The following is a 22859-nucleotide window of genomic DNA, read 5'->3' as shown; positions in this document are numbered from 1 at the left end:
AATTTGCGCATGGTAGCCATAGCCAAAAAGCTATAACTTTGCTATAGCTTATTGGCTATGGAGTAGCGACATGTGGGAAGTCATCACAACCGATGTTTTCGACGAGTGGTTGTTCGCACAACACGAAAGTTTACGTGAAGATGTGCTGGCGGCTATGCATATTCTTGAGGAATTTGGCCCTCATTTGGGACGTCCGTATGCCGATACGCTTCACGGCTCCATTTTCCCAAATTTAAAAGAGTTGCGTATTCAGCATGACGGAAACCCCATTCGCGCGTTTTTTGCTTTCGATCCGCTACGCCGTGCCGTTGTACTTTGTGCGGGCGATAAAACAGGCGTGAATGAGAAACGCTTTTACAAAGAAATGATCCGACTAGCCGAATCTGAGTATCGCCGTTATCTGGCGCAAGAGGAGAAAAATGATGTCCACACTTAAAGAACTTATGGCTAAAGAGAGCCCGGAAAGCCAACGGCGTATCCACGAAAAAGCGGACATTATTCGTCATGAAATTGCCCTGAATGCTCTGCGCGAAGCGCTAAATATTTCGCAAACCGAGCTGGCTCAAACGCTGGGAATTTCACAACCCACGCTCGCCAAAATTGAAAAACCGAAAAACGATCTGCGGCTTTCTACGCTCAAGCGATATGTCGACGCGCTTGGCGGTGAATTAAGTATCAATATCAAGCTTCCCACCGGGGAACAGTTGGGTTTTCATCTTTAGCAAACCTGATATTTCCATTCGTTCCACTCCCCCGCCGGGAGGTTTTAACCTCCCTTTATACCGCTCTACATCAAAGTGTCCCCTCTGACGTCAGGGTTAGGATGCGGTGTCAGGCCATCTGTCGATATGGGTCAAAGTGATAATAATGACATGACACTTTTGTCGAATCCTGGATGTTGCCCGGCAGCTCGCTGAAATTTCATATGAATATCAATGAATTAAATAAAATCATATTGCTGGCATGGAATATGCATTAATACGGCGTTGAGAAGGTAAAGACGTTTTGCGTTTTGCAAGAACACGATTAACTGGAGAGCCAGGATGAAAAAAGTCGTCACGGTTTGCCCATATTGCGCGTCGGGGTGCAAGATCAACCTCGTCGTCGATAATGGCAAAGTCGTTAAGGCGGAACCGGCGCAGGGTAAGACCAATCAGGGGGATTTATGCCTGAAGGGGTATTACGGGTGGGATTTTATCAATGACACCCAGATCCTGACGCCACGCCTTAAATCGCCTATGATCCGTCGCCAACGCGGCGGGAAGCTGGAAGCCGTTTCCTGGGATGAGGCGCTGAATTATGTCGCCGATAAGCTCAGCACCATCAAAGCCAAATATGGTCCGGACGCTATTATGACCACCGGTTCGTCCCGGGGTACCGGCAACGAAACCAACTACATCATGCAAAAATTCGCGCGCGCCGTTATTGGAACCAATAACGTCGATTGCTGCGCACGTGTCTGACACGGCCCATCGGTTGCAGGTCTGCACCAGTCGGTCGGTAATGGCGCGATGAGTAACTCCATCGTCGGTATCGAAGATGCTGATTTAGTGTTTGTGTTTGGCTATAACCCTGCTGATTCTCACCCGATCGTCGCAAACCGCGTGATCAGGGCGAAGCAGAAAGGGGCGAAAGTGATCGTCTGCGATCCGCGTAAAATCGAAACCGCGCGTATTGCCGATATGCACCTGGCGTTAAAAAACGGCTCCAATATCGCGCTGTTGAACGCCATGGGCCATGTGATCATCGAAGAAGATCTGTATGACCACGCGTTTGTCGCGGCGCGTACCGAAGGCTTCGAGGAGTATCGCAAAATCGTTGAAGGCTATACGCCGGAGTCCGTGGAAGAGATCACCGGCGTGAAGGCCAGTGAGATCCGCCAGGCCGCGCGGATGTATGCCAAATCCGAACGGGCCACCATCCTGTGGGGCATGGGCGTGACCCAGTTCTATCAGGGCGTAGAAACGGTGCGTTCGTTGACCAGCCTGGCGCTGCTGACCGGTAACCTCGGCAAGCCGAGCGTGGGCGTCAACCCGGTGCGTGGGCAAAACAACGTTCAGGGCGCATGCGATATGGGCGCGCTGCCGGATACCTATCCGGGTTACCAGTACGTCAAGTTCCCGGAGCACCGCGAGAAATTCGCTAAAGCCTGGGGCGTGTCCGAACTGCCCGCGCATACCGGTTATCGCATCAGCGAGCTGCCGCACCGCGTTGAGCATGGCGAAGTGCGCGCGGCGTACATCATGGGCGAAGATCCGCTGCAAACCGATGCCGAGCTGTCAGCGGTGCGTAAAGCCTTTGAAGGGCTGGAGCTGGTGATCGTTCAGGATATCTTCATGACCAAAACCGCCGCGCAAGCGGATGTGATTTTGCCGTCCACCTCGTGGGGGGAACATGAAGGGGTGTATACCGCCGCCGACCGCGGATTCCAGCGCTTCTTTAAAGCAGTGGAACCGAAGTGGGACCTGAAAACCGACTGGCAGATCATCAGTGAAATCGCCACCCGGATGGGCTATGCGATGCACTACAACAACACCAAAGAGATTTGGGATGAGCTGCGCGGATTGTGCCCGGACTTCTACGGTGCAACCTACGAGAAAATGGGCGAGCTGGGTTATATCCAGTGGCCGTGCCGCGATGTCTCCGAGGCCGATCAGGGAACGGATTATCTGTTCGAGGATAAATTCTCCACGCCGAACGGTCTGGGGCAATTGTTCACCTGCGACTGGGCTCCGCCGCTCGATCGCGTGAATGAAGAGTACCCGATGGTGCTGTCGACGGTGCGTGAAGTCGGCCACTACTCGTGCCGTTCCATGACCGGTAACTGCGCCGCGCTGGCTGCGCTGGCGGATGAACCGGGCTACGCGCAGATCAACACCGCCGATGCCGCTCGCCTGGGCATCCAGGATGAAGCGCTGGTGTGGGTGAATTCGCGCAAAGGCAAAGTCATTACCCGCGCTCAGGTGAGCGATCGCCCGAACAAAGGCGCGGTATATATGACTTACCAGTGGTGGATTGGTGCCTGTAATGAACTGGTGACGGAAAACCTCAGCCCGATTACCAAAACGCCGGAGTACAAGTACTGTGCGGTGCGCGTTGAGCCGATTGCCGATCAGAATGCGGCAGAGCAGTACGTGATCAATGAGTACAACAAGCTGAAACGCCATTTACGGGAAACCGCAATGGGCTGATTTCTGGCCGATAGTAAAAAGCCGGTCCGCGATTGCGGACCGGCTTTTTTATTTATCGCGCAATACTGCCAACACGTTAAACAATAATTACGTCGATATTTCTGTTTTCCAGCAGCGTGACCATCTCACGGCTGATGCCGTCATCGGTAATCAGCACGTCAATATCGCTAATCGGTAATACCGGATTAAAACCAATCCGGCCAAACTTGGTTGAGTCGAGTACCGCCACCACTTTTTTTGCTGCCCGCGCCATGACCTTACTGATGGCATAACCTTCGTTAAAGGTGGTAATGCCTTTATCAATATCAATACCGTCAGCACCAATAAACAGATAATCCGCCACGATGCCTTTTAATACCGATTCGGCATGCATACCGTGAAAAGAACGGGTTTTATGACGGAAGGTCCCCCCACATAACACCAGGGTGATGTGCTGATTAATCGACAGCACTTCGGCGGCGGGTAAATTATTGGTGACGACGATTAAATCTGCGGCGTCTGCTAATTGCTGGGCGATTTTTAACGTGGTGCTGCCGCTGTCGATGATTACGCTATTGCCGGTTGAAACCAGGCGCGCTGCGGCATTGGCGATGCGGGTTTTGGCATCGGCAGAGAGCAGCGCACGATCTTCCAGTTTTACTTCGTTATGACTATCGCTATTACCGTTGGGCTTTCCGGTCAGCGCCCAGTTATTTATTTGATTAGTCGCCCCGCCGTGGAAGCGAATAAGCAGCCCCTGGGTTTCCAGCTCCCGCAAATCGTTGCGGATAGTAACCTCGGAAATACCAAACTTATTTGCCAGATGCGCCACCTGCACACTGCCCTTTTCCGTCAGCGCAGCCAGAATTTGATTCCTTCGTTCCATCAGATGCATCGTTTCGCGTCCCCGCAGTTTTTTTATGTGGGCATATTTTGATGATAGCGAGCATAAATGGGTTGATAGATCGCCCGCTGCTGCGGGCAAGGCAGTATAGCGTCGCGCCCAATATCACGCAGTGATGCGGGTAATATCTCGTGCAGCGCAATCATTTCGCCCGGCTGCTGGAGATTCTCATTGCACCACCGCGCCTGTAACGCCGCGCCTAGCGCGCCAGCGTCGCTTACCGTCGGGCGTATGACTTCAATACCGCTGATATCGGCAATTAACTGGCACCAGGCCTGGCTATTGGCCCCGCCGCCAATCACCCGCAGCTGATCGAAATGCAATCCGCACTGCTGGAAAATTTCGATGCCTTTGCACAGCTTAAAGGTCACGCCTTCCACCACGCTGCGCAATAAATTGGCTTTATTAAAATTGCGGCTGGTGATGCCCATTACGCTGGCGGTGGCGTCCGGGCGGTTCGGCAGGCGTGCGCCGTTCAGCCACGGGTAACACCACAGCCCCCCGGCTCCCGGCTCGCTGTTGTTGAGATAGTTTTCAAATTCCGCCAGCGGAATATCCATCACCTCGCGAAAGGCATTGATGGCGTTGGTCACGTTCATGGTGCTAACCAACGGCAGCCAGCCGCCGGAGGAGGAACAGAAGGCGTTAATATCCGGATGATGCTGGGTTTCGATTTGCTGCGCGGCGTGGGTAAATAACGTGCCCGAGGTGCCGAGGCTCATGGTCAGGATGCCGGGGGCGATATTACCGGTGCCGATAGCGGACATCATATTGTCGCCGCCGCCGCTGGAAACCGGGATGCCTTCCGGCAGCCCCAGCAGCGCGGCGCTGGCAGCGCTTAGATACCCGGCAGGCTGATGAGCCTCAATCAGCGGCGGCAGCTTCGCCATCAGCTGCGGGTCGATGGCGTCCACCACTTCTTTGCGCCAGCGACGATTATAGGTATCGAACCAGCCGGTGCCCGATGCGTCGCCGTATTCGGCACAGTAATGGCCGGTCAGCCAGTAGTTAACGTATTCATGGGGCAGAAAGAGTTTAGCGATGCGCTGATACGCCTCGGGTTCATGCTCTTTCACCCACAGTAATTTAGCGAGGGTAAACGCCACGGGAATATGGATGCCGGTGAAATGCGCCACCGGCGCGCCCATCGCGGCGTTAAACCGCGTCAAAAATGCGTTCAGTTCCGGCACCGTTTCGGTATCGCACCATAACTTTGCCGGGCGGATGAGCGCATCCTGTTCATCCAGCAGCACCAAACCGTGCTGCTGGCCAGATACGCCCATTGCCGCAATCTGCTCAGGCGCAATCCCCGCCCTGGCAATGACGGCCTGAACGCCTTTTTTTATTGCATCCAGCCAGGCGGCGGGATGCTGTTCTTTTTGCCCTGGGCGATCGCTGATGAGCTCACAGGTATGATAGCTGGATGCCACAACCCGTTCTGTTTCAGCATCCCACAGTAAAACCTTGGTGCCCTGCGTGCCACAATCGATGCCCAGATACATAGTTAATTCCCCGGTGAAGAGTCAGTTTCGCGCTGGTTATTTGACGATAACGCCGTCAAGATCCCACAGGTCTTCCCAACCTTTAGCGTGTTCCCATAAGAACACCTGACCTTTAATCAGACGGTTATTGCGATCGATACCGGCAATCGCCGCCATCTCTTCATCGGTTAGCGGATCTTCGGTAATACAGGTGATATTGCCGTAGATTTGCTCCTTAAATACCGAGAATGGGATCGGAATATGGCCGCGCTGTACCGCCCATTTGATGCAGACAATGGCCGGATGTACGCCGAGACGCTCAGCAATGTTAACAATCACCGGATCTTCGATATCGCAGGTATCATCTTCGGTGCGATCGCGATCCGGGCGCGTCGGAGAGCCAATCGGGCAGAAGCCAACGGGCTGGATCTCATTGGCAATCAGGTAGTCGTACAATTCCTGCTGTTGGAAATGCGGATGGCATTCCATCTCATTGACTACAGGACGGATTTTGCAGTCGCGCAGCAGCAGTTCCATTTTGGGAATGGTCATGTTGGAGGTGCCGATACTTCTGACCAGGCCCATTTCCACCAGTTGCTCCATCTGCGCCCAGGTCTTCATAAAGCGCTCGTGGGAATACGGAGTGGCGTCGGGGCTACGGGAATCCACGGTGCAGCCTGGCGCGTGATAGTTAGAGAACGGCCAGTGCACTAAATACAGGTCGAGATAGTCGAGCTTGAGATCCGCCAGCGACTTTTTGCACGAGGCGATCACGTCGTCATGCTGGTCGTTCCAGACTTTCGAGTCGATAAACAGCTCAGAACGGCTCACGCCGCTTTGCATGATTCTGGCAAATACCTCACCAATCATACTTTCATTGCCGTAGACCGATGCACAGTCAAAGAAGCGGAAACCGGCTTCGGCGGCGTGATAGACACCCTCTGCCACCTGTTCTGCGGTAAAGCGGTCAGAGCCAAAGGTGCCCATGCCAATACCGGGGATCTTATAGCCATTCGCTAAGGTTTTATACGGAATGGCATCCTGCGCGGGTGCGACTAAGTTTGATAAGTTGCTCATTTCTCACGGCTCTATGAAGAAGTTATCGTTATTCCCTCTCATCGGGCTGCCGAAGCAACCCGATGAGAGGCATGTATTAATACAGAACAGCCTGGGCTTCCGGGGAGTCGATATTGTTTTTATCGATGTACACCACACCGGTATCGATGACTTTGTCGACTTTCTTCTGGTTCAGAATCTGGTCGATGGTCTCAACGCCTTTTTTACCCATCTGATAAGAGGACTGAACGATAATGCCGTTCAGGGTTCCGTCACGGACGAAATGCTGCAGCGCGGCGTTACCGTCAAAACCTACGGCCACGACTTTGCCGCTATAGCCCAGTTGCTTAATGGCGCGCGCCATACCGACCGCGGTCGGCTCGTTCGCACCAAACAGCGCGGTAATGTCTTTATTGGAGGAGAGCGCGTCGATGGTCTGGTTCAGCGCCGTCGCCATATCCGCCTGGGAATAGAATGGGCCAATCATGTTTAATTTTGAGTCGGCTTTAATCACGTCGGTAAAACCGCCGACGCGCTCAATGGCGCTGCCTGCGCCCGGCGTAAAGGACATCACGCTGACTTTGCCTTCCTGGCCGTTGGCTTCAATCAATTTCTGTGCGGCCAGCGCGCCGGCTTTACGGTTATCGGTAGAGAGGAAGGACTGATAATATTTCGCACCTTTCTCGCCTAATGAGGAGTCAATCAGTACCACCGGAATACCGTTTTCCCAGGCTTTTTTCACCGCCGGGATTAACGCATCCGGATCGGACGGCGCAAGGACAATACCGGATACGCCGCGGTTGATGGCGTTATCCACCATATTCACCTGCTCGGCGACCTGGGTTTCGGCTTCCGGGCCCTGGAAGGTCACTTTATATTTATCTTTAAATTCGCTTCCCGCGTCCGTGGCACCTTTATTCACGTTTTGCCAAAAGTTAGAGTTAGCCGTTTTAACGATAACCGCAATTTCATTTGATTTAGCGAACGCAGCCGATGTGCTCATCGAAATTGCCGCTGCCAAACCCAGCATTGCAAATGTTGCTAATTTCTTCATGAACGTGTTCCTTATTATCTTATGTGTAGGGGTAAGACGGTTAATGTCATTTCACCGAAGGATTAACCTGTGGCTTTTTATTACTGACTTTTTGCTTTACGGATTTTTTGGTAGCCGGACGCTGACGGATTTGGTCATAGGCCACCGCCAACAGAATGACGCTGCCGATAATGATTTGCTGAACGAAGAACGACACGCCGTTCATATTCAGGCCGTTACGCAGCACGCCGATGATAAAGGAGCCGATTAAGGTGCCCGGAATGGTGCCGACGCCACCCATTAACGAGGTGCCGCCCACTACCGCACTGGCAATCGCATCCAGTTCATACATCATCCCGCCGTTCGGCTGGGCAGTGACCAGGCGAGAGGCGATAACCACGCCGCACAGTCCGGCAAAGGTGCCGCTGATAACGTAGGCCACTAATTTGACCTGATTGGTTTTAATCCCCGACAAACGCGCCGCTTCTTCGTTAGAGCCGATAGCGTATAAATAACGGCCCATGCGCATTTTGGTTAAGGCGAAGGTAAACAGTACCGCGGCGATAATCATCAAAATGACCGGGTAAGGAATACCAGGGAAAATGACCTGCGGTAAGCCGTTATCGCCTTCCTGAACGATGCGGAACAGCGAGCCGTTGCCCAAATCGCCAAAGGATTCCGGCATACCGGACACCGGCGCAGCATTGGTGACGTACAGCGCCAGGCCGCGCAGGATCATCATGGTGCCGAGGGTGGCGATAAACGGCGGCAGACGGAACGTTGTCACCAGAATGCCGTTCGCCAGGCCACAGGCGCTGCCGGTTACGACGCCAAGCAATAACCCGATACTGACCGGCATACCGGCATTGACCGCCAGGCCTGCCGCCACGCCGGAGAGCGCAACCACGGAGCCGATACTCAGATCGATGCCGCCGGTCAAAATGACGCAGGTGACGCCAATGCCGATAAAGGCGATTGTCGAGGTTTGCAGACCCACCGTCATAATGTTATTGACGGAGAAGAAGCTGTCGCTGGTAAAGGAAAAGATAATAATCAGTAGCAGTAAACCGCCCAACGCAGTCAACTTCTGCAATAAAAGTTTTCTTTTATCGTTCATTTAAGCTAACTCCTGTTCGGTGACGTACATATTTTTCACTCCTGTCGCGTACTGCATGATCTCTTCCTGGCTGGTGTCGGTGGTTTTTAATACCGCCGTCATCTGCCCTTCTTTCATGATCACCACGCGATCGGTCATTCCCAATATTTCCGGCAGTTCTGAGGAGATCATGATGACGCCGATCCCCTGATCCGCCAGTTCATCCAGTAATTCATAAATGGCATATTTCGCGCCGACATCGATCCCCCGGGTTGGCTCATCAAAAATCATGATCCTGGCGTCCCGAAATAACCATTTCGCAATAACCACTTTTTGCTGGTTGCCGCCGCTGAGGTTTTTAACTATCTGCTCAATGTGCGGTGTTTTGATGCTTAATTTTTTTATGTATAAATCGCATGCCACTTTTTCTTTGATGCCGGAAATAACGCCCCACTTACTACAGACTTTATCCAGCGCCGCCATCATCACATTGCTTTTTACCGACATATCCACCGCCAGACCATTTAACTTACGGTCTTCCGATAAATAAGCGATGCCCGCTTTAATGGCGTCGTTCGGGCTGGTAATGGTAATTTCTTTATCGAAAGAAACTATTTGCCCGTCATCCAGGGTTTCTGCACCGAAAATAGCGCGCGCCAGTTCGGTTCTTTTTGCGCCGACCAGGCCGGTGATGCCAAGAATTTCCCCCTTCATTAAGTCAAAGTCGATGCCTTCAAACACGCCGAAACGGCTGGCGTTCTGAATCGACAAAATAACCTTATCTTCCGCCTGCGATTTGCGGGTTGGGAAATGATTATCCAGCGAGCGCCCGACCATTTTGGTGATAATTTCATCCATGGTGATGTCGGCAAACACATGATCGGAAATATAGGTTCCGTCGCGGAAAATCGTAATGTGATCGCAAATACGCTTTAATTCTTCCATGCGGTGAGAAATATAAACAATGCAGACATCGCGGCTTTTTAATTTCTCAATCAGCTGGAAAAGTTTATCAATTTCTTTTTTGGTCAGTGCCGATGTGGGTTCATCCATAATCAGAACTTCGACATCAAAAGAAAGTGCTTTGGCGATCTCCACCATCTGCTGTTTCGCCACCGACAGGGTATTAACGATATCTTTTGGCGATACATCAATGTCAAACATTTCCAACAGCTTAGCGGATTTCTCTTCCATCAAGGCAAAGTCAACCAGCCCGTTTTTTAACGGCTCTCGCGCCAGGAAAATATTCTCCGCCACGCTAAGATGCGGAACTAAGTTAAGTTCCTGGAAGATCATACTGATCCCGCTTTTCTGCGCTTCCAGCACGGAATCAAACGAGATTTCTTGATCTTTATAATAAATGGTTCCTTCATCTGCGGCATGTACGCCAATCAACACTTTCATTAATGTCGATTTGCCCGCACCGTTTTCACCCATTAAGGCGTGAACTTCCCCTTTACGCAGCTGGAAATTCACATTTTTAAGTGCGTGAACACCGGCAAATGATTTGGATATATTTCTCATTTGCAATATGGCTTGCTTCATGAAAAACTCCGGAAAAAAGAGAATAAGAGGATTAACATTCCACTGGCGTAACGCCTTTCTTCAGAAGAATGTTTCCATATTTCCGCGTTGAGGAAGTAATCACCACGCAACTGGCTTTTTGCGCTCTTTCGTAAAAGGCAAAACGGTCAATAAAGGTAATTTCCTGATTTTCTGGTAACACCGATTTATAATCATCAATTAACCCTGGCGGTAATTCATCACCCGCGCTCGCGGACATCATTACAACAGCATCGGTCACGTAGCTGTCTAACTCAAAAAGCGGCATGATAGCCTTAAGTAATTGTTCCACCTGATTACCATCAGCGCGAATAACATTCTCATTCACCGAGTGAGCCGGGAAATGCGCATCGCTCAAAACAATTTCGTCGCCGTGACCCATGCAATATAACGTATATAGCAATTCAGGAGAGAGACGGGGATCAATATTTTTAAGCATGATTGCTCCAGTATTAATAAAAATCGCAAATGTGTTTTTTATTTGAACGAATAAATACGCCCGGCGCTGCCGCAGGTCATAATTTTATGGCGAACGACATCGGCCATTGCCGCTTTCGCCAACTGGTTATATTCGCGCGGATCGGTAGAACCTGGCTTTTCAAGGAAAAACGATTTTAATGTTTCAGCGAAGGCTAATTTAAGATCGGTCGCCACATTAACCTTACTTATACCCAATTCAATACATTTTTTCACATCGCTATCGGGAATACCGGATGCGCCATGCAGCACCAGCGGAATATCCACTAATTTGGCGATTTTCTGCAGACGCTCAAAATCCAGTTTTGGCGTAGATTTATACAGACCATGCGCGGAGCCAATTGCCACGGCCAGCGAGTCGATGTTGGTTTGCTCAACCAGCAGGCGCGCATCTTCCGGATGGGTATACGGATCGGCGACTTCATCGATAATCAGATCGTCTTCCTGGCCGACCAGTTGGCCAATTTCCGCTTCCACGCTGCACCCGTAGTAATGGCATAACTCGGTAACTTTACGCGTAATAGCAATATTCTCTTTCAGCGGCATGGCGCTGCCGTCGATCATCGCCGAACGGATCCCGGCGCGAATTTTGTTATGGATATCGTCAAAATCATGATGGTGATCGAGATGCACCACCACCTGCTGATTATTTTCCGCCGCCATGGATTCGACAATCGCGATAATTTGCTGTACCCCGGCATAACTATAGGTACCCGGCGTCCCGGCTAAAATAACCGGTGACTCCAGTTCTTTGGCAATCGTTAATACCACCTGAATGGTTTCCAGGTTATGAATATTAAAAGCCGGTACGGCATAACCAAATTTTCGCGCATGGTTAAGCAAATAGCTGCTGTTAATAATATGGTTCATCGGTTACTCCCAGTGCAGTAAAATTTTGCCGTTTGCCGGACCGCCTTCTAATGCCATTACTTGCTCGACATAATCATTTTCATTAACGATGCAGTTAATCAGCGGATCGATTTGGATTTGCCCATTACGGAACATGTCAATGGTTAAGCGCCATTCGTCACCGGGGAACGGCGCGGAATAATTCATCCAGCTGCCGAACACAAATAACTCTTTACGCAGAATTTGTTCATATTCGGTATAGGTCAGCGCCAGGTCTTTATGCAGCGTACCGATTAACGCCACCTGCGCCCGCGGACCGGCAATTTTCAATGCCAGTTTAAAGGTCTGCGGCGTACCGGCGGTTTCAAGAATAAGCTGGTCGAAATTGATATCAGCGAGGAATGCGGCTTCTTGCAGCGCATTTTCCTGCGCTACGTTGATAACATGATCCGCGCCAAGCTGTTTCGCCAGATCCAGACGCTCGTTATTAATATCTACCGCCGTGACGGATTTCGCGCCCAGCGCTTTGGCGCTCTGCATCGCCAGTAAACCGATGGTGCCGACACCCAGCACAATCACATTTTTATCTTGACAGCCGCCGGCCATTAATATCGGATGCACGCCCACGGTAACGGGTTCGAAAAATGCGCCCTGCAACGGCGTTACGCCTTCCGGTAATAAAAAGCAGCTGCTTTCCGGCATGGTAACGTATTGCGCATTGCCGCCCGGCAAGCGGGAGCCCACAAACGAATACCCTTTTCCTAAGGAATAAAAACCGCGCTGGCATTCCGGCGCTGAAAAATTAGGGATCAGCGGTACGCAGCAGATGTTGTCGCCTTCTTTTACCGAGCTGACTTTGCTGCCGGTCGCGACTACCCTGGCCGAAAATTCGTGGCCTAAGCGCACCGGATAAAAATGCGCGCCGTGATGAAAAATACGCGGAATATCGGAGCCGCACAGCCCGGAATAGATCACTTTAACCAGCACATCGTAGTCGCCGTATTCGGGGATCCCGGTTTCGCGAATTTCCAGCTGGTTATTTTCCGGGATCACAATTTCTTTCATGGTCGTCATGTTGATGTCCTTATTCCGGGTCGCAACCATAGGCGTACAGGCGCAGCACATCCTGAATACGGAACAGCACCAGGTTTTTCGGCGTCAGAGGGATTTGCTTCGCGTTAATACGCTGGAACTGTTCCGGGAAGTACTGGCTGATCACCCCCAGCGGCAGCGTGACGCTTTCCAGGTTGGCGAACATTTTGTTCACGGCTTTATTGATAGTCGGATGCGGCCAGTAGTAGCGCAGACGATCGGACAGGCTAAAGTGCAGGTCGATCATCGCTTTTGAATGCAGCGTACTGTAGTAATTTTTCCAGTAGCCCGGCTCGTCCTGCATCACGTTGTCAATCACCGAAACCAGTTCGCTACGCTCGCCCGGCGCAACCAGGGTGTTTTCGATCATGGCCAGCGCAAACATGGCTTCACGCAGGGCGAAGGTCAGTGCCGGGCCGACTTTCAGAATCGCAAAGTGGTCGCGCACCAGCGCTTTATAAGCCTCTGCCGTCTGGTAATCGGTGGAGTGAGCTTCATACACCAGGCTGGTGCTTTCGATCGCTTTCGTCAGGTCGCGCGCCAGTTCCGGCTGATAGTGAACGATGGATGAATGGTCAAACTCCACGCCCGGCTGCACCACGATGGCGATGATGCGTTCAATCGCGTCATGCAAATCCAGTCTGGCGAAGGCGTCGTAATGGGTCTGGATGGTTTCCATCGCCGCTTGCGGCGTGGTGATATGCACCGACTGGATAGCCTCTTTCTCACCGCCCGGTACCGGCACCTCAGTCCCCACCACATAGGTGATGTGCTGCTTTTGCTCGTCGGTTGCCACGCGCTCCGCCACCTGGCAAAGACGCGCTGCGCGTTCGGCTACGGTGGTGGGTAATAGCGGAACCGGATCGTCCCCGCAGGACATGGAAGTATCGATATGAATTTTGGTGAAACCCGCGCGCACGTACTGTTCAATCAGCACTTCCGATTTCAGCAGCGCGCTTTCGGCGTCTTCGCTTTGCCAGCAGTTAGGGCCAAGATGGTCGCCGCCGAGGATCAGGCGCGAGTGCGGGAAGCCCACTTTATCGGCAATCGCCAGCACAAAATCCCGGAACTGCTCCGGCTTCATTCCCGTGTAACCGCCGAACTGGTTCACCTGGTTGGAGGTGGCTTCAATCAGCACCTTGCGGTCGCTATTCAGATCGAACAGCAGCGCCGCTTCAATAACCAGAGGATGGGCAGAACAGACTGAACAGATACCAACAGGTTGCCCTGATTTATGTTTATGTATGATATCTTTCATTTGATTTCCTTTATGTTGCAAATTTGAAATTTAGTGTCTCTCTGGTTTCTATCATTAACCTTTTGCTTTCTTTTGTTTGCGATAAGCATCACAAAAACGGCTAAAGCGAAAAAAGAAAACGAAAGTGAAACGTTTCACCGGGAGGATGCTTTCGGTTTATTTCGGTTGCAGCGGAGGCAAATGCAAAGAAAAAGGCAAGGTGAGCGTAGTGGTGGGAACATCTTGATGGATAAGCCAGCGTAATCGTCAGGCAAAAAAAAGCGCCCATTCAGGCGCTTAGAAAAAAAGTATCAGGAAGCGCGCTTACGCCGATTCCCTTTCCATCAGCGTAAATCCAATATCGACAATCCCCTCCTCCACCGGCACGCCTTCAATCTTATCGGCCAGCAGCGTGGCGGCGTCTTTGCCGATTTTCCAGCGGTCGATATTAACGGTGGTGATTGCCGGAATATTACAGGCGGCGAAATCAAGATCGCCGAAGCCCATCACCGCGATGTCCTGCGGCACGCGCAGCTGGTGGGTTTGCGCTTCGAAAATTGCCCCCTGCGCCAGGGTGTCTGAACTACAGATGATAGCGTCGAACGTCTGGCCGCTTTTTAACAGTGCGCCAAGACCGCTGCGCCCCAGCGCCATGGTCGCGGGCAGCGGCACCAGCGCATCCTGCCACTGGCAATCTCCCTGGCGGTTGAGCACATCCAGCACGCCCTTTTTACGCAGCATGGCGCGTTTATCATCGGTCCAGATAAAACCAAAGCGCCGGTGGCCTTTGTTAAGCAGGTATTCGCCAATGGCATTGCCAATTTTTTCGTGGGAGAACCCCACCAGCATATCGATGGGCGTGGGGGTTAAATCCCAGATTTCCACGACCGGCAGCCCGGTATTGATAATTGCCTTTTTCAGCTCGGTATTGTGATGAATGCCGGTTAATACGATGCCGTCAGGGCGGCGGGAGAGCAGCGTCGAGACAATATCGGTTTCGCTTTCATGGCTATACCCCGCCACGCACAACAGCAGATGATAGCCCCGCACCGCCAGCTCATCGCTTAACGACTGTACGGTATCGACAAACATATTGTTGTTAATTTGCGGCACCACCACCGCGATCAGCTTGCTGCGCCGCGACGCCAGGCTACCGGCCAGCAGATTGGGGATGTATCCGGTCACTTTCACCGCTTCCATGACTTTCGCCACGGTGGCCGGGCGCACGATATTTGGTGTGTTCAACGCGCGGCTTACCGTCATGGGCGACAGTCCAGCGGCGCGGGCGACATCTTCGAGCGTCGGAGCGCGGGATACCGTCTTTCTGGCGTTTCGTTCACTTTTCAATTCGACAACCGTCCTCTCATGGCGCGTGAAAGCGGCGAACATTATCGGTTAATTATCCCCCTGTTTCCAGAAATGCGAGACACCACCAATGATTGCGCAATCATTAATAAATAAAGATCCGCCATTCAGTGGCGCAAATTCTCGATTAACATCACAAAAAGCGATCAATTAAGCGGCTATTTGCGATCTAAATCTCAGTTTATGCCATGAAAGATAGCGCTAACATTTCCCTGAGCCTACAAATGTTAGCGCAAACATTTTAAACCACCGGGTTAATGGAGACTCTTATGATCGATAGCGCTAACTCCCAGGCTGTGACCTACGCCAAAGTGACTAATGCCAGAACGGCTGCCGAAACCGGTGACCGTATTGCGTGGGTAAAAATTTCCCTTTCCTTCCTGCCGCTGGCCACGCCGGTAAGCGATGCCAAAGTGCTGACAGGCCGCCAAAAACCGTTAACCGAGGTGGCGATTATTTTTGCCGAGATCCGCACTCGCGATGGCTTCGAAGGGGTGGGTTTCAGCTATTCCAAACGCGCGGGCGGCCAGGGGATTTACGCGCACGCTAAGGAGATCGCCGATAACCTGCTGGGCGAAGATCCCAACGATATCGATAAGATCTATACCAAACTGCTGTGGGCGGGCGCGTCTGTGGGCCGTAGCGGCATGGCGGTGCAGGCGATCTCCCCGATCGATATCGCGCTGTGGGATTTGAAAGCCAAACGCGCCGGTCTGCCGCTGGCAAAACTGCTCGGCTCACACCGCGATTCCGTGCAGTGCTACAACACGTCCGGCGGCTTCCTGCATACCCCGTTGGATCAGGTGCTGAAGAACGTGGCGATCTCGCGCGAAAGCGGCATTGGCGGCATCAAACTGAAAGTGGGCCAACCGAATACCCAGGAGGATATCCGCCGCTTAACCGCCGTGCGCAAAGAGCTGGGCGACGCGTTCCCGCTGATGGTGGACGCAAACCAGCAGTGGGACCGGGAAACCGCTATTCGCATGGGCCGAAAAATGGAAGATTTCAATCTGATCTGGATTGAGGAGCCGCTGGACGCCTATGACGTGGAGGGCCACGCCGCGCTGACCGCCGCGCTGGACACCCCTATCGCTACCGGTGAAATGCTCACCAGCTTCCGCGAGCATGAGCAGTTGATCCTCGGCAACGCCAGCGATTTCGTCCAGCCGGACGCGCCGCGCGTTGGCGGCATTTCGCCGTTCCTGAAAATCATGGATCTGGCCGCTAAACATGGCCGCAAACTGGCGCCGCATTTTGCCATGGAAGTTCACCTGCATCTGGCGGCGGCCTATCCGATTGAGCCGTGGCTGGAACATTTCGAATGGCTGAACCCAATGTTCAACGAGCAGCTCGAACTGCGCGATGGCCGGATGCACGTTTCCGATCGTCACGGTCTGGGCTTTACCATCAGCGAACAGGCCCGTAAGTGGACGGTGCTGGAATGCGAATTTGGTAAACAGCCTTAATAAATTCGGGTGGATAATTAACAACGGCAGCAGATCGGGCATTATCCACCCAGAATATCCCTCACCTCTATTAATATTAATAATCCTACGCAGGAGTTATCTTCTATGGATAATTTCAAGGCCAAAACCAATGTTCGTTATACGATTTTAATTTTTTTATTTTTAGCCACCGTATTTAATTATGCCGACCGCGCCACCCTTTCTGTGGTTGCGCCGTTTATGAGTAAAGAGTTAGCGTTCGATCCGGAAATGATGGGGCTGGCGTTTTCCTCATTTGGTATTTCTTACGTGATTATGCAAATCCCCGGCGGCTGGCTGCTCGATCGCTACGGCTCCCGGCTGGTGTACGGCGTGGCGCTGATTGGCTGGTCGCTGGTGACGATGCTGCAGGGCACGATTTACCTGTTCGCCACGCCGCTGATGGCGCTGGTCACCCTGCGTTTGCTGATGGGCGCGATTGAAGCCCCGGCCTTCCCGGCCAACAGCCGGTTAAGCGTCCAGTGGTTCCCGAATAAAGAGCGTGGATTCGTCACCTCGGTTTATCAGGCCGCGCAGTATATTTCCTTAGGGATTGTGACGCCATTAATGACCATTATTTTGCATAATTTAAGCTGGCACTATGTGTTTTATTATATCGGCGGCATCGGCATTATTTTGGGCATATTCTGGCTGGGCTTTGTCCAGGATCCGTTTAAGCATAAAAAAATTAACCAGCAGGAACTCGATTATATTAAACAGGGCGGCGGCGAGCCGGAATTAGGCAAACAGGAGAAAAAACAAAAAATCTCGCTGGCGCAGTTAAAACAGGTGTGCGTAAACCGCATGATGATTGGCGTGTATATCGGCCAGTTCTGCGTCACCTCCATCACCTGGTTCTTCCTGACCTGGTTCCCGACCTATCTGTATCAGGCCAAAGGGATGTCGATCCTTAAAGTCGGTTTAATCGCCTCTATCCCCGCGATCGCCGGGTTTGCCGGCGGATTAATCGGCGGGATGTTCTCGGATTACCTGCTGCGTAAGGGCCACAGCCTGACTTACGCCCGCAAAGTGCCGATTATCTGCGGCATGCTGCTCTCGTGTGTGATTGTCAGCGCCAACTACACCGAGTCGGAAGTGATTGTGGTGGCGGCGATGAGCATCGCGTTCTTCGCCAAAGGCTTCGGCAATCTCGGCTGGTGCGTACTGAGCGATACCTCACCCAAAGAAGTGCTGGGCGTGGCGGGCGGCGTGTTCAATATGTGCGGTAACCTGGCGAGTATCATTACCCCGCTGGTGATTGGCTACATCCTGACCACCACCAGCTCGTTTGATTACGCTATTTTGTATGTCGGTTCGATGGGGCTGATTGGCCTGTTTTCTTACGTATTTATTGTCGGTCCGCTGGATCGCATTAAATTGCAGCCACTGGCGGCTGCGTAATTGGTGTTTTAATTAGCACACGTGCTGGACGGCCCGCACTCGACTGCCGCCAGCACGTTTTTTAAAAATTCTCCAGCGCCTTCTCCACGTACAAATAACCAATCCCCATAATTTGCTGCGCCCGGCTTAATTCCCCAAAGGCCACGCGCGTGGCGTTAACCCGCGTCGGGTCCGCCGGATCGAACGGATTGGTGCTGATCTGCCGGGTAATGGCCGCCAGCCAGCGCTCGCCAAATTCACAGCAGCGCCCGTAAAACCAAATCTGATTGATATTCAGAATATTAAGAAAGTTATACAGGCTCAGGCCGATGGTGGTGGCACCGTTTTCTACCCACTGTTCGACCATCGGATCGTGCTGCCGCCACAGGGTCAGCAGATGCGCGGTGGTCAGATTGTCGATATCCTGGTCGCCCATGCCCGGCTGGCTTTTAAACCAGACGCGCGCCTGCTTTTTCAGCGCCGTCAGGGAAGCCACGGTCTCCAGGCAGCCGTAGCGGCCACAGGTGCAGGCCATGCCGTCCGGATCGATAATGGTGTGGCCAATCTGGCCGCTGCCGTACAGACTGCCGCGATAAATCTGCTGGTTAATCACAAATGACGAACCAATCCCATAATCGACGTTAATCACGCAGAAATCCTGCTGTCGGCTGGGGTTCTGCCACTTCTCCGCCAGCGCCAGCATCACGCAGTCGTTATCCACCAGCACCGGCCATTTAAGCTTTTCTTCCAGCAAATATTTGATTTCCACCGGCGCTTTCCACGGAGCCTGCGGCATGGTTTGCGATACGCCGGTCACCGGATCCACCTGGCCGTGGATGGCGATGGCAAGGCGAAAGGTATTGCCGCTGTACGTTTTGGCATACTGATGACAAATCCTCAGCATTGCCGCCAGTAGCGCTTCCGGGTGCGGCGCATCGACGTGGGTTTTGGCGTACTCCCCCAGCGGCGAAAGCTGCTGGTCCGCCAGCTGGCTTTCGATGGTGGTCGGCGTCACGTTCAGGCACAGGGTTAGCGGCCCGGTTAACGGAATTTGATAGCTGCCGCTGCTCAGCCCGCGTTTACTCAACGCCTGCTGCGAATGGGCCAGATGCCCCTCCTCCACCAGCTCATCGAGAATATTGCTCACGGCGGGGATCGACAGGTCAGTCTGGCGCGCCAGCTGCGATTTACTGACCACTTTTTCCTGCCAAATCAGCGTCATTAGCGCCTTTTTGTTGTACTGCCGCACCCGCTGATTATTTAGACCAACGATCGTCACTTCACTAAACTCCGTTAACTGTATTACGTGACCACTACGTGTTACCGCCACGAATTTGTTGTCCAGAATGACAGTATACCTTATTTCACTGTCATTTTTTTACTGGAGAGACGCACATGTACGGCAACGTGAAGGTCTGGCGAGAGAGCATTTCCTTACCGACATGGACCACGGGTCAGGAAGATCCCAACCCAATGTTTCTGGAAAAACGCGTTTATCAGGGCTCATCCGGCGCGGTTTATCCCTGGGGCGTGATCGATACGCTGACCGGTGAACGCGAAGAGAAAATCTACCAGGCGGTGTACCTGGAAAACGACTTTATCCGGGTGATGCTGCTGCCGGAGCTGGGCGGGCGCATCCACCGGGCGTGGGATAAAGTGATGCAGCGCGATTTCGTTTACTACAACGAAGTGGTCAAACCGGCGCTGGTCGGGCTGGTCGGCCCGTGGATCTCCGGCGGGATCGAGTTCAACTGGCCACAGCACCACCGCCCCACCACCTTTATGCCGGTGGACGTCACTCTCAAATCCAACGACGACGGCTCGCAAACCGTCTGGCTGGGTGAAGTGGAGCCGATGCGCGGCCTACAGGTGATGACCGGTTTTACCCTCTACCCGCACAAAGCGCTGATTGAAATCACCGGCAAAGTGTTTAACCCCAATGCCACGCCGCGCCACTTCCTGTGGTGGGCAAACCCGGCGGTCAAAGGCGGCGACGACCATCAAAGCGTCTTCCCACCGGACGTCACCGCAGTGTTCGACCACGGCAAGCGCGACGTTTCCTCATTCCCGATTGCTCACGGCACCTATTACAAAGTGGACTACTCGGCGGGCGTGGATATCTCGCGCTACAAAAATATCCCGGTTCCCACCTCCTATATGGCGGATAAATCGGATTACGATTTTGTCGGCGCATGGCACCACGGGGAAAACGGCGGGCTGTTGCACGTGGCGGACCACCACGTATCGCCGGGCAAAAAACAGTGGAGCTGGGGCTATGGCGATTTCGGTCAGGCCTGGGATCGCAATCTCACCGATGAAAACGGGCCGTATATTGAACTGATGACCGGGGTGTTTACCGACAACCAGCCGGACTTCACCTGGATTGCCCCGTTCGAAGAAAAAGTGTTTGTGCAGAATTTCCTGCCTTACAGCCATCTTGGCACGTTGCAGAATGCCAGCACCGAGGCGGCGATCAAGCTGGAGCGCCATAATGGGCAGCTGCATATCGGCGTCTACGCCATCGCGCCGCTTAACGACGTGACGCTGGAGCTGTCACAGGGTGGCGCACTCGTCTGGCAGCAGCCGCTGTCATTAACCCCGGCGCAGGCGTGGCAGGAAACCCTTGCCGATAACTTCCCGGATCGTCTGACCCTGACCCTACGCGACGCCAGCGGCCAGCCAATATTGCATTACCTTGAGCATATCGCTGAAGCAACGCCGCTGCCCGATCCTGCCTGCGCCCCGGCGCTGCCTGCGGACATCACCAACGGCGATGAACTCTATTTTATCGGCCAGCATCTGGAGCAATACCTGCACGCCAGCCGCTCCGCGTTCGACTATTACCAGCGAGCGCTGGAGCTGGACCCGCACGATTACCGCTGCAACGTGGCGCTGGCAACGCTGGAGTTTAACCGCGCCCGATGGCCGCAGGCGCAGGCCCATGCCGAAGCGGCGTTAAAACGCGCGCACCGCCTGAACAAAAACCCGCAGTGCGGCCAGGCGAGCCAGCTGCTGGGCGCGGCGCTGGAAAAACAGGGCCAGCTCGATGCGGCATACGACCACTATTTCAAAGCCAGCTGGAGCGGCAACTGCCGGGACGCGGCGTTTTACGATCTGGCCCGCCTGGCGCTGCGCCGGGGCGAGAGTGCCAAAGCGCTGGCGTTCTGCCAGCAGAGCCTGCGCTTCAACGCCAGCAACAACCTGGCGATGGCGCTGAATGCCCTGTTGATGGCACAAAACGGCCAGCGCGATGCAGCGTTAACCTATATCGAACAACAGCTTGCTGACTACCCGCTGAGCTATGCGCTGCACTATGCCCGCTATGCCATATCACAAAGTGAGCAAGCGCTTACTCAACTGCGTGACATCACCAACCAGCGCGGCGTTAACGCGTCGGTGCTGGCGGGCTGGCTGGTGAATCTGGGCATGAAAGCTGAGGCGCGTGAACTCCTCGCACTGCTGGATAACCCGGAAACCCTGCCGCTGCTGTGGCGCGCGGCGCTGGAGGAGGACGATGTGCAGCGCCAGCGCTGGCTGGCGCTGGCCAAAGCCAACTTCACGATTAAAGTGCGCTTCCCCAACCTGGTGGATGAAGTGGAAATGCTGCGCCAGCTGCCGCAGGACGGCTTCGCGCAATATCTGCTGGGTTGTTTTTACTACAGCAAACGGCTGTACGCCGAGGCGGTGGCCTGCTGGGAGTTCGCCCGCCAGCAACTGCCTGGCTTCGCCGCCGTTCATCGCCTGCTGGGCATCTGGGCCTGGAATAAACAGCACGACGCCGCGCAGGCGGAAGCCTCGCTGCGCAAAGCGGCGGAGCTGGAGCCGGAAAACCCGCGCCTGCTGTTCGAGCTGGATTATCTGCACAAACAGCTGGGCCGCCCCACCGCACAGCGCCTGGCCCTGTTGGAAAAACATCAGCCCGTGGCATTGCTGCGCGACGATCTCACCGCCGAGTTGCTCAGCCTGTGGCATATCCACGGCAAAAACGCCGAGGCCCACGCGGTGCTGGCGCAACGCACTTTCCACCCGTGGGAAGGGGGAGAAGGCAAAATTACCGACCAGTATCTGATTAACCAGCAGCGCCGGGCGTTAGAGGCGATCCATCACGGCGATTACCGCAGCGCGCAAAACCTGCTGAAAGAGGCGCTGCACTATCCACTTAATCTTGGCGAAGGCCGCCTGGCCGGGCAAACCGATAACGACATCTGGTATCTGCTGGGCTGGTGCGCCGAACAGCAGCAGGAAACCCAGCACGCCGATGCGGCCTGGCGGCAGGCCATCCAGGGCGACGCGGGCCTGGATGCCGGACGCTACTACAACGATCAGCCGGTGGATTATCAGTTCTGGCAGGCCATGGCGCTGAAGCGCCTCGGCGAGCATGAGCAGGCCGAGGCCCGTTTCCGCCAGTTTATCGCCTGGGGGCAACAGCATCACAACGACCCGGTAGAGAGCGATTTTTTTGCGGTCTCCCTGCCGGATCTGGTGGTGCTTGACAGCGACCCGCAGCAGCGTCATCGCCAGCACTGCCTGTTTGTCGAGGCGCTGGGCTATCTGGGGCTGGGAGAGCGCCACGCCTTTAACGAGCGCATCGACACCCTGCTGGCACTTAATCCGGCCCATGACAAAGCGCATCTGCTGCTGGCTCTGAGCAACAGTCCAATCCTGAGTTAAC

Annotated in this window: 18 protein-coding genes; 6 read left to right on the top strand and 12 right to left on the bottom strand. The window is 53.7% G+C overall.

Translation table 11 applies throughout. The features are described from left to right. The first annotated feature begins 70 nt into the window (after positions 1-70). The 3 genes from FND52_RS20105 (at position 71) to fdhF (ending at position 3191) form a co-directional block, all read left to right on the top strand. The gene (locus FND52_RS20105; RefSeq protein ID WP_144132908.1) at positions 71-436 is read left to right on the top strand and encodes a type II toxin-antitoxin system RelE/ParE family toxin; all 366 of its coding nucleotides are present in this window, start codon (positions 71-73) and stop codon (positions 434-436) included. Further along, complete coding sequence (locus FND52_RS20100) at positions 423-722, top strand: helix-turn-helix domain-containing protein (RefSeq protein WP_125293822.1); 300 nt, start codon at positions 423-425, stop codon at positions 720-722. Before FND52_RS20105 ends, FND52_RS20100 begins: the two co-directional genes overlap by 14 nt. Before the next feature lie 321 nt (positions 723-1043). Continuing rightward, the gene (gene fdhF / locus FND52_RS20095; protein WP_144132906.1) at positions 1044-3191 is read left to right on the top strand and encodes a formate dehydrogenase subunit alpha; all 2148 of its coding nucleotides are present in this window, start codon (positions 1044-1046) and stop codon (positions 3189-3191) included. 76 nt (positions 3192-3267) lie between these two features. On the opposite strand, the gene FND52_RS20090 is transcribed toward fdhF, so the two are convergent. The 11 genes from FND52_RS20090 to FND52_RS20040 all read right to left on the bottom strand — a co-directional run bounded on the left by FND52_RS20090 (position 3268) and on the right by FND52_RS20040 (position 15305). Next, positions 3268-4065, bottom strand: coding sequence for a DeoR/GlpR family DNA-binding transcription regulator (locus FND52_RS20090; protein WP_125293824.1), 798 nt, complete (start codon positions 4063-4065; stop codon positions 3268-3270). A gap of 23 nt (positions 4066-4088) precedes the next feature. Then, on the bottom strand, positions 4089-5576 hold the full coding sequence (xylB, locus tag FND52_RS20085; RefSeq protein ID WP_144132904.1) for a xylulokinase: 1488 nt from the start codon (positions 5574-5576) through the stop codon (positions 4089-4091). Positions 5577-5612: 36 nt separating this feature from the next. Beyond that, positions 5613-6632: an aldo/keto reductase gene (locus tag FND52_RS20080; protein ID WP_144132902.1), complete on the bottom strand. Its 1020-nt coding sequence runs from the start codon at positions 6630-6632 to the stop codon at positions 5613-5615. Between the two features lie 76 nt (positions 6633-6708). Continuing rightward, positions 6709-7665, bottom strand: a complete 957-nt coding sequence (locus FND52_RS20075; protein ID WP_125293827.1) for an ABC transporter substrate-binding protein — start codon at positions 7663-7665, stop codon at positions 6709-6711. Between the two features lie 46 nt (positions 7666-7711). Then, positions 7712-8761 carry an ABC transporter permease gene (locus tag FND52_RS20070; RefSeq protein WP_125293828.1) on the bottom strand — a complete coding sequence of 350 codons (1050 nt, stop codon included), beginning with the start codon at positions 8759-8761 and terminating at the stop codon, positions 7712-7714. After that, entirely contained in the window at positions 8762-10264 is a 1503-nt protein-coding gene (locus FND52_RS20065; protein ID WP_280114075.1) for a sugar ABC transporter ATP-binding protein, read from the bottom strand. Positions 10265-10316: 52 nt separating this feature from the next. After that, positions 10317-10742: an L-fucose mutarotase gene (gene fucU, locus FND52_RS20060; RefSeq protein WP_125293830.1), complete on the bottom strand. Its 426-nt coding sequence runs from the start codon at positions 10740-10742 to the stop codon at positions 10317-10319. Positions 10743-10780: 38 nt separating this feature from the next. Further along, positions 10781-11650, bottom strand: coding sequence for a tagatose-bisphosphate aldolase subunit GatY (gene gatY, locus FND52_RS20055; protein WP_125293831.1), 870 nt, complete (start codon positions 11648-11650; stop codon positions 10781-10783). A 3-nt stretch (positions 11651-11653) separates the two neighbouring features. Beyond that, complete coding sequence (locus tag FND52_RS20050; protein WP_125293982.1) at positions 11654-12694, bottom strand: zinc-binding dehydrogenase; 1041 nt, start codon at positions 12692-12694, stop codon at positions 11654-11656. 19 nt (positions 12695-12713) lie between these two features. After that, the gene (gene gatZ / locus FND52_RS20045; protein ID WP_125293832.1) at positions 12714-13979 is read right to left on the bottom strand and encodes a tagatose-bisphosphate aldolase subunit GatZ; all 1266 of its coding nucleotides are present in this window, start codon (positions 13977-13979) and stop codon (positions 12714-12716) included. A gap of 303 nt (positions 13980-14282) precedes the next feature. Continuing rightward, a complete protein-coding gene (locus tag FND52_RS20040) occupies positions 14283-15305 on the bottom strand; it encodes a LacI family DNA-binding transcriptional regulator (RefSeq protein ID WP_244290594.1) in 1023 nt (340 codons plus the stop codon). A 287-nt stretch (positions 15306-15592) separates the two neighbouring features. Here FND52_RS20040 and FND52_RS20035 point away from each other — a divergent pair, with 287 nt between their 5' ends. Next, positions 15593-16789, top strand: coding sequence for an L-talarate/galactarate dehydratase (locus FND52_RS20035; RefSeq protein WP_125293834.1), 1197 nt, complete (start codon positions 15593-15595; stop codon positions 16787-16789). 105 nt (positions 16790-16894) lie between these two features. Further along, positions 16895-18208, top strand: a complete 1314-nt coding sequence (locus tag FND52_RS20030; RefSeq protein ID WP_144132898.1) for an MFS transporter — start codon at positions 16895-16897, stop codon at positions 18206-18208. Between the two features lie 61 nt (positions 18209-18269). Here FND52_RS20030 and FND52_RS20025 read toward each other — a convergent pair whose 3' ends face one another. Continuing rightward, positions 18270-19466, bottom strand: coding sequence for an ROK family transcriptional regulator (locus tag FND52_RS20025; RefSeq protein WP_144132896.1), 1197 nt, complete (start codon positions 19464-19466; stop codon positions 18270-18272). A 116-nt stretch (positions 19467-19582) separates the two neighbouring features. Between FND52_RS20025 and FND52_RS20020 the strand changes: the two genes are divergently transcribed. Further along, positions 19583-22858, top strand: a complete 3276-nt coding sequence (locus FND52_RS20020; protein ID WP_144132894.1) for a DUF5107 domain-containing protein — start codon at positions 19583-19585, stop codon at positions 22856-22858. The last annotated feature ends 1 nt before the right edge of the window (position 22859 follow it).

Source organism: Atlantibacter subterraneus (assembly GCF_007570865.1).
GTDB classification, from domain to species: Bacteria; Pseudomonadota; Gammaproteobacteria; order Enterobacterales; family Enterobacteriaceae; genus Atlantibacter; species Atlantibacter subterraneus.
This window is presented reverse-complemented; position numbering and strand designations above follow the sequence as displayed.